Source organism: Moorena sp. SIO4E2 (assembly GCF_010671945.1).
Classification (GTDB): Bacteria; Cyanobacteriota; Cyanobacteriia; order Cyanobacteriales; family Coleofasciculaceae; genus Moorena; species Moorena producens.
This window is the reverse complement of record NZ_JAAHIE010000330.1, coordinates 1-8,413: the sequence shown is the minus strand read 5'-3', so window position 1 is coordinate 8,413 and position 8,413 is coordinate 1. Positions and strand designations below refer to the sequence as shown.

The window sequence follows — 8,413 nt, the reverse complement described above, 5'->3', positions numbered from 1 at the left end:
ACATCCTTTAGAACTTCGCCAGTGGGGTATACTTTACTAATTTGTTCGAGTCGCAGCATTAAGATGTCTCCAAGGAAAATTTTAGCTGGGGACTTTTATTCCTGATCCCAAGTTGCTGTCGGGTTGACTACAGAAGTTTGGTTGACAGGGATTCCCCTGTTCCTTTGACCATTAGTCCTTCTTAGTTTTCCCATCTACAGCAGATTATCCCCGGAAACCGCCACCTACAGTAGACCTCTTGCATCAATGGTGCCAAGCCCCCATTATCCCCTGCCCAGATTTGGGGGGCTAGGGAGGCAAAAACATGATTTATGCAATAAGTCTAGTGATAGAGTTTACGAGCCAGGATGTTTTTGGTGATCGTAACAAAAATTCATCATGACTGGTAGTACCTCCAAACCACTGACGAACAATTGAACGTTGATCAGCTGTCACCTCAATTATGCGTATGGAACGGTAGGCTCGCAACGGTATAATCACAGCGCTGGTGATCTAAATTATGCACCTCAAGTAGCGTGACCTACGGTCAATCCCGTAGCGTGGCCGTAGGCCAATCGCAACGGTTGTGATCTAAAATTCCCGTTCCGCCAACTCCATCCAACGCTCAGTTGCTGTATCAATTTCCTGAGTCAAGGCTTCCAAGGTCTGATAAAGTGCCTGGACCTCACTGGTATTTTTGGGAGGAGATTGATAAAGGGTTTTCTCCAACTCAGCTTTCTGAGCTTCCAGTTGGGGAATCTGACTTTCGAGTTGATCAAATTCCCGCCTTTCCCAATTAGACAGCCGACGGGGTTTGTTATTACTCGATGATTTTTTAGTGGACGGCTCGACCTTAGAGGATTCAGCCTTTTTCCCTTGAGTCTGAGCCATCTGTTGGGCTAGTTTTGCTTCTTCTTCTCGCTTATAATCGATATAAAGGGAATAATTACCAGGATACTGGCGTACCTTACCCTCAGATTCAAAGGCAAAGATTTTATCTACGCTGCGGTCTAGGAAATAGCGGTCGTGGGAGACAATAATCACACAACCATTAAACCCCTCTAGATACTCCTCCAGTACAGCTAGAGTTTGTACATCTAAATCATTAGTGGGCTCGTCAAGAATAAGTACATTGGGAGAACTCATCAGTACTTGCAACAGAAACAAGCGACGTTTCTCTCCACCGGAAAGCTTATGAATTGGTGCATACTGTTGGGTGGGAGGAAATAAGAAACGCTCCAGCATCTGTGAGGCACTGATCAATGTGCCATCAGCGGTTGTCACATACTCTGCTACGTCTTTAAGGTAATCAATTACCCGTTGATTTTGATTAAGAGCTTCGAGCAAATCTTCTGAATGCTGGTCAAAGTAACCGATATAAATGGTGGAACCAATTTCTATTTTACCAGCATCGGGCTGAATGCGTCCAGTAATAATATCCATTAGGGTAGATTTCCCTACGCCATTCCCACCAATAATGCCAACTCGGTCATCGGGACTAAATTCGTAGGTAAAATCTTTGAGCAGAATTCTAGCGTTATAGCCTTTAGAAACATTTTCTAACTCAATCACTTTTTTGCCAATGCGACGACCAGGGGTAGAAATTTCTACTTTACCCTGAGCTTGTTTAAACTCCTTGGCTTGCATGTCGTGAATACGGTCAATTCGAGCTTTTTGCTTGGTACTGCGAGCTTTTGGACCTCGTTTTAGCCATTCTAGCTCTCGGCGCAATACCCCTTGATGTTTCCGTTGAGTACTGATGGCTGATTCTTCAGCTAAGGCTTTTTTCTCTAAATAGTAGGAATAGTTGCCAGAGTAAGTATACAGGTCTCCCCGGTCAATTTCGATAATGCGGTTGGTGACCTGGTCTAGAAAATAGCGGTCGTGAGTAATCAGTAAGATTGCTCCACGATAACTATTCAGATAACTCTGTAACCACTCCACTGACATGGCATCAAGATGGTTTGTTGGCTCATCCATTAACAATACCTCTGGTTCCGCTAGCAAGGCAGCTGCTAAAGCAATCCGTTTACGATAGCCACCAGACAACTGACCAATGGGAGCATCAAAATCAACTATCCCTAATTTACTCAGAATAATTTTTGCCTTTGTTTCTAGTTCCCAAGCTCCTGTGGCATCCATCTGCTGGGTTACACTTGAGAGCTGTGCTAGCAGTTGGTTATCCTCGGGATTGTGAGCCAATTTCTGGGAAAGTTCTTCATACTCACGAATCAGAGTCATCTGCTGACCACTATCAGCAAACACTTGTTCCAAAACCGTGTTGTTTTCATCTAAGTCTGGTTGTTGGGGTAAGTAAACAATTTTAGTTTTGGGATTAACCGAGAGTTGACCACTATCAATGGGCTCAAGACCAGCAATTATCTTTAATAGGGTCGATTTGCCTGAACCATTAGTGCCAATTAGACCAACTTTATCCATAGGATCTAGACTAAAGCTAGCCTCTTTCAGGATTTCCTTAATCCCAAAGTCTTTGTGAACTGATTGTAGGGTGAAAATACTCATGAAAAATTTATAGGAAAGGGAGTAGGGATTAGGGAGTAGGGATTAGGGAGTAGGGATTAGGGATTAGGGAGTAGGGAGTAGGGAGTAGGGAGTAGGGAGTAGGGAGTAGGGAGTAGGGAAGATAAATATGTCTTAAGGTTTACTTAGACTGCTATAAATTTATTTAAAAAAAAACCGTTTTCTGGGTAGAAAACGGTTTTTGGTAGTTGTAATTTAACTACTAATAATCAAGTGCAAAATATCAAACTTACTATTACTAACTACCATGAAATTAAAGAGCTTTTGACTATTTTATTGACATTTTGATGCTATTGAGGTACGTTGTTTAGGTCAAAGATAAAGGGAACACTGTGATTCCCCTCACCACCAATAACCAGAACTTTAGGCATCTGAGCCCCACCTTCTCGCCAAGCTGCGATCGCTTCTTTCTGGAGCACCAGTTCACCCCCTTGGGCTTTGAGGGTTTCCGCCAACAGTCGTTGGGCTTCGGCCTTACCCTGAGCGCGATTAATTTCTGCTTGAGCTTCTTGCTCAGCCTCCTGTGCTATATAGACAGCTCGTTGGGCCTGTTGTTCTGCTACCTGTTTTTCTTCAACTGCCTTGGCAAATTCCCTAGAAAAATTCAGGTCAATGACACTAGTATCCAATACTTGGACATCATACTTGGCTAACCTTTCGCCCAAAGCCTTATCAAAATCTTCCTTTAACTGACTCCGTTGGGTAATCGATTCTTCAGCAGTGCGAAGGGCGGCAGCAATTTTAAATGACTCTTGAGTCTGAGGGGCAATAATTGTGGTCACTAGATTCTGTAGAGTTCCTTGTTTTCGTCTGATACTAACCACCTTAGTGGGATCGAGGCGGAAGTTGATGGCAAATCGTGCGGTCAAATCCTGAAGATCCTTTGTGGAACTCTGGGCTGGGACTTCAAACTTCTGTACGGTGACATCATACACATCGACTATAGAGACGAAGGGCAGTTTGAAGTGGATACCCTCAAGCAGAGCGCCATCTCTAGCTTTACCCAAAATACTAAGGACTCCAGCCTGACCGGGATTGATAATTACAAAACAATTAAAGGAGAGGAGAATAACTAATGCTGCGATAATCCCCCCGACTAAAGATTGCAAATTTTGTGGATTTTGGTTCCTCAAGTTTTAATCTCCTTTTGAATTATCCCCTGGATTAATCACAGGGTAATTAAGCACTGATGTTACCAGATAGGGCATTTGCCAGATCTCGTAAGCTTTATGGCATCATATTTTCAGCATACTAGAAAAGTTCGTCTATCAGCTTAAGCAAAGGGAACAGCGGATCTGGGAGTAGGGAACAGGGAGTAGGGAGTAGGGAGTAGGGAACAAAATTCTCAGCAATTCCTAGACGGATTGCTATATCAGCTGATGGGCTAGGCCCAAGCTACGCCGAACAGCTTATGGATCACAGGCTAGAAGCCTGTGCCACACTACTTGAGTGGCCACTGAGCACTGACCACTGACCACTGACGGCTGACCACTGAACGCGCACGCGTGCGCGTAGCGCTTAAGCTGACCGCTGACTGCTGACTGCTGATAGCCTACTTCAAAACCCTATATCTTCCCTAGCTGATTGGGCGGCTAAAAATACCTCTTGATCGGACACTTCTTGCCAATCTAGCTCCCCAATTTCCCGATAAAATTGCTGATCGTAAGCACGGGTCTTGACTACGACTGGCATTGGTACCGCATGTCCTAAAATCAAGGCTTGTTGCTTAGAATCGAGCTTGGCTAATACCGAACGCAAACTTTGGCCACCAGACACCCCAGTAAAAATTGCTTCAATATCTTTATCATCATTTAGTAAACAAGTAATCCTAGTTCCAATTTGAGACATGACTTCGTTATCAATGCCAGAAGGACGCTGGTCTACGACTAACAAGGTCACAAAATACTTGCGCATTTCACGGGCAATAATCCCAAAAATTGTTTGACGTACTGTGGCTGGATCTAGGAAACGGTGGGCTTCTTCAATGGTAATTACTAGGGGACGGGGGCGATCGCTGGCATTTTTCGACTGCAAAAATATTTCAGCTTTTCTGACATAACTGTTATGAATACGACGGGTAATTAAATTAGTTGCTAACATATAGGAAAGCATATTGGATTGGGAACCGAATTCTACGACAACATGCTTCCCGGCATCGAGAGATTCTAAAATTCGATTGACATAATTATGGGGACAAGCACTGCGGATATACTTCAATTCATCGAATCGGCTTAATTTGCGCTGTAATGCCATAATTGAAGACTTGTTGCCTCGTTTGACTTCGCAAAATTCCTGGATTTCTTCATTGGTCATAGACAGCAGTTGCACAATCCAGGATTTGCCAAATTCATTGCGTAAAATAATGGCATTTTCTAGACTAGCTTCAGAAAGATTTAACTCTCCTCGGACTAGGTTGATATCTTCTACTTCAATTTGGTCATAACTTAGATAAAGCTCTTGGGCATCCCGAATCCCTCGTCGTCTGGTGGATTCTGGGTCGAGGGTATAAACTTGTACCTGGGATGGAAAAAGCTGGCGCAACCCTTTGACTGTACTAAATTGTTTCCCTTCCGATACGGCTTCCCAGCCATATTCCGAGTGCATATCAAAAATTAAATTTACTGCTGCTTGCCTACGGATAATCCCAGATAGCAGTAGTCGAGTTAGAAAGGATTTACCGGTGCCAGACTTACCAAAAATCCCGTTACTCCGTTCCACAAACCGATCTAAGTCGATGCATATGGGGACTTCCATGTCAAGGGGTTGACCAATGGAAAAATTCCGGCGATGGGGGTCATCTTCCCAGCCAAAGACTGCCCGAAAATCCCGTTCACTAGCATCGTATACTTGAGAAAAGTGGCTGGGAATTGTTTTTACTGGTAACAATTCCATCTCTTCGCTACTTTGAGCTTGAAAGGAGCCTAAGGGACTTTTTCCATTTAGTTCCACTGGCTGTTGTGACTGGGACTTTTGTGGCGTAAACATTAGCATCGGGGTTAGATTAATCGTACCGTAGGTGCCACTACCTGCGAGTACATCCCGTAGAAAATCATCATTGGGATTAGGAGGATTAACCAGAATCCGCTGACTGGAGGTTCCCAAAGACACATCGGTGAGCATACAGAAGAAACGCGATCGCATTCCCTGGACCACCAGAAATTTCCCCACCCGCATATCTTCTACGGAGACATCGGGGTGTAATCGCACTTCCAATCCAGCAGACAAAGAGCCTTGAATAACTGAACCTAAAGGTTGACTTAAATCCATTACCATAATTCCAGGACTATAGCAATGCTAAATCATTTGGGTGATTGGAAGTAGGGAGTAGGGAGTAGGCTATCAGCTATCAGCTATCAGCTATCAGCTATCAGCTATCAGCTATCAGCTATCAGCTATCAGCTATCAGCTATCAGCTATCAGTTATCAGCTATCAGCTATCAGCTATCAGCTATCAGTTATCAGCTTATGGGATGGGTCACAGGCTAGAAGCCTGTGCCACACAAGCTAGTTGAGGTGCTATCAGCTTAAGCGCTACGCGCACGCTACGCGAACAGCTGACGGCTGACGGCTGACCGCTGACCGCTGACCGCTGACGGCTGACCGCTGACCCCTTAGAGTCAATTATTATTAGTCGATCTCAATTGATGTGGGTTGAGAATCACTAGGACTATCGGAAACTAAAGGTTTGCGATAATCAGCATAGATGCGATCGCGCCAAGCGAAAAAGGTTTCGTAGAGGTTACTATCGGCCAAGCCAGGAATCCCTTTACCTTGATATTGCTGGGGAATATCGAGATAATTCCCATCGGGGAATTTCAGGAGCAGACTTAAACCGGCTACGGCAAAATCTGCTAAGCAAGGGGAGTTGCTGACTAGATAAGGACTATCCAGGAGTAACAGACTCAAGGCTTCTAGGTCTTGCTTGAGACCATCTTTGGCTTCCTTGACGGCATCAGTGCCACAACCGACACCAAACCCTAGAATATCTAAAAATTCCGAGGGTACCGAACCAACTACTGTTTTGAGCAAATCCGGGGTTTGGTTCGGTAGGACCGATTTGCGGAAGTCGGGATTTTGGCTCAATGCGCCATAGACCACTTTCCGGCTTTTGGTACCAATGGATTCATCTGCCCATTCTTCGATCAGTAAACACAGTCCTCGTTCTTTGGGATCGGTGGGGATGATGGGTTTGTCGGGATACTTGCGATCCAAATACATTGCGATCGCAGTAGAATCACTAATCACGGTATCCCCATCTTTTAGCACTGGTACCTTACTTTGACCAGACAGTTGGAATAGTTCTAACTGTCCTACTCCTGGGGTTACCTCAATTTTACGATAGTCCAGCTCTTTGTAATCCAGAATCAGTCGTACTTTCTCTGAGTATTGGGACAGTTCAAATTGATACAACTCCAGCATGTTGGATCTTCTCGCTGTTGATGTGGGACACTATGCTACTGTAGCGTTTTCACATTCCTCTTCCCACACTTCCCATACTTCCCACACTTCCCCCTCTCTTCTCCCGATTGCCGATTCCCGATTGCCGATTCCCTTCCTATAATTCCAAGGAAACCCCTAGTTCCGGAGTGATGACTTTTGTGGGCAGATTGTCCTGGAGGAGTTGCGATCGCAATTCTTCGAGACTCCCCACTTCCCGCACTACGGAACCCAAAACCCCTTCATACTTGACATTTTCATCAATGGTTGTGGGCAGAAAGACTTGGGGTCGTAACCATTGCGCCAATTGCAGTGCTGTCTTATGCCCTTGAACGATTGGCCCGGCTAAGGGAATTTCTAAGGTTAGGGCTGGGCTAATCACGATATCTACTGGGGCATAATCCTTGACTTCAGCAGGGGGATAGCCATGAGGTTCGTAGTAAAGACTGGTACCACTATCCAACTGCGTGATCAGATAGGCATTTTCCTGCTGGAATGGACCAATGGGTGCTCCTGGCAAGGCTCGGATTTCTAAGTGATTTCCTAACGCAACGGTTTCACCAGCAGTAAGGGGGGTTACCTGGGTATAACCTAGCTGTTTGACTACCTTTGCCGCACTAGTAGAGCCCACCACTGGAATAGTTTTGTCTAATTTTTCCAAGGTTGGGGTATGGGTGTGGTCCTCTAAGCCTTGGGAGAGCAAAATTAGGTCAATTTTATCCGGAATGCTGTTAATTGCTTCCGGTTTGTCCCCTTTAAAGAACCAAGGTAGATTGCCAAAGACCAATGAACCCACTAACCAGGGGTCAATCAGAATCCGTTGCTCTGGAAGTTCCAGTAGCCAGGTGTTTGCGCCGAAATGGGTGAGATACATAGTTTAGAATGTAGAATGTAGAATTTAGAATTTAGAATTTAGAATTTAGAATTTGGAATTTAGAAGTCTGCCTTCACCATTCACCATTCTGCCTTAACCATTCTAACTCAATTCTTCATTCTGCCTTCTGCCTTCACCATTATAACTCAATTCTGCCTTCTTCATTCTGCCTTCTTCATTCTGCCTTCTTCATTCTGCCTTCTTCATTCTTAATTCTTCATTCTTAATTCTTCATTCTCAATTCTTCATTCTCAATTCTTCATTCTCAATTCTTCATTCTTAATTCCATCGTAAATATCACTAAAGTTAATGGTAAAATCGATAGTACTTAATTCCAAAATTCCATTTTCTGATGTTTGCTCAGTCAGTAACCATTGTCCTTCAATAGTTTTAGCATGTTGGATGACATGATATCTGGCTTGGTCTATTAGTATATATTCTTTGAATTGGGGAATTGAGCGATAGTAGAGAAACTTCTCTCCTTGGTCATAGTTTCTAGTAGATTTAGATAAGACTTCAACAATTAGCAAAGGATTCATCACAGTAGTCTTACCTTTTCCGGTATAGATCGGTTTCCCCTTA

The 8,413-nt window shown here is 44.1% G+C and carries 7 protein-coding genes; 1 reads left to right on the top strand and 6 read right to left on the bottom strand.

The window, feature by feature from the left end; all coding sequences use genetic code 11:
• Nucleotides 1–570: 570 nt before the first annotated feature.
• From F6K37_RS25995 to F6K37_RS25980, 4 genes are all read right to left on the bottom strand, one after another.
• Nucleotides 571–2,502 (bottom strand): ABC-F family ATP-binding cassette domain-containing protein, encoded by a 1,932-nt coding sequence (locus tag F6K37_RS25995; protein WP_287253168.1) that lies wholly within the window; start codon nucleotides 2,500–2,502, stop codon nucleotides 571–573.
• A gap of 308 nt (nucleotides 2,503–2,810) precedes the next feature.
• Complete coding sequence (locus tag F6K37_RS25990) at nucleotides 2,811–3,653, bottom strand: prohibitin family protein (RefSeq protein WP_008190859.1); 843 nt, start codon at nucleotides 3,651–3,653, stop codon at nucleotides 2,811–2,813.
• 424 nt (nucleotides 3,654–4,077) lie between these two features.
• Nucleotides 4,078–5,787, bottom strand: a complete 1,710-nt coding sequence (locus F6K37_RS25985) for a helicase HerA domain-containing protein (RefSeq protein WP_008190861.1) — start codon at nucleotides 5,785–5,787, stop codon at nucleotides 4,078–4,080.
• 360 nt (nucleotides 5,788–6,147) lie between these two features.
• The gene (locus tag F6K37_RS25980; RefSeq protein WP_008190864.1) at nucleotides 6,148–6,939 is read right to left on the bottom strand and encodes a glutathione S-transferase family protein; all 792 of its coding nucleotides are present in this window, start codon (nucleotides 6,937–6,939) and stop codon (nucleotides 6,148–6,150) included.
• On the opposite strand from F6K37_RS25980, the gene F6K37_RS25975 reads away from it, so the two are divergent.
• Nucleotides 6,938–7,081, top strand: a complete 144-nt coding sequence (locus F6K37_RS25975; RefSeq protein WP_287253164.1) for a hypothetical protein — start codon at nucleotides 6,938–6,940, stop codon at nucleotides 7,079–7,081. The two genes, F6K37_RS25980 and F6K37_RS25975, sit on opposite strands and share 2 nt — an antisense overlap.
• Here the strand turns inward: F6K37_RS25975 and F6K37_RS25970 are convergent.
• Nucleotides 7,076–7,831, bottom strand: coding sequence for an MBL fold metallo-hydrolase (locus F6K37_RS25970; RefSeq protein WP_287253162.1), 756 nt, complete (start codon nucleotides 7,829–7,831; stop codon nucleotides 7,076–7,078). The two genes, F6K37_RS25975 and F6K37_RS25970, sit on opposite strands and share 6 nt — an antisense overlap.
• 251 nt (nucleotides 7,832–8,082) lie before the next feature.
• Nucleotides 8,083–8,413 (bottom strand): Uma2 family endonuclease (locus tag F6K37_RS25965; RefSeq protein WP_287253160.1); only part of this gene is annotated, 331 nt, incomplete at its 5' end.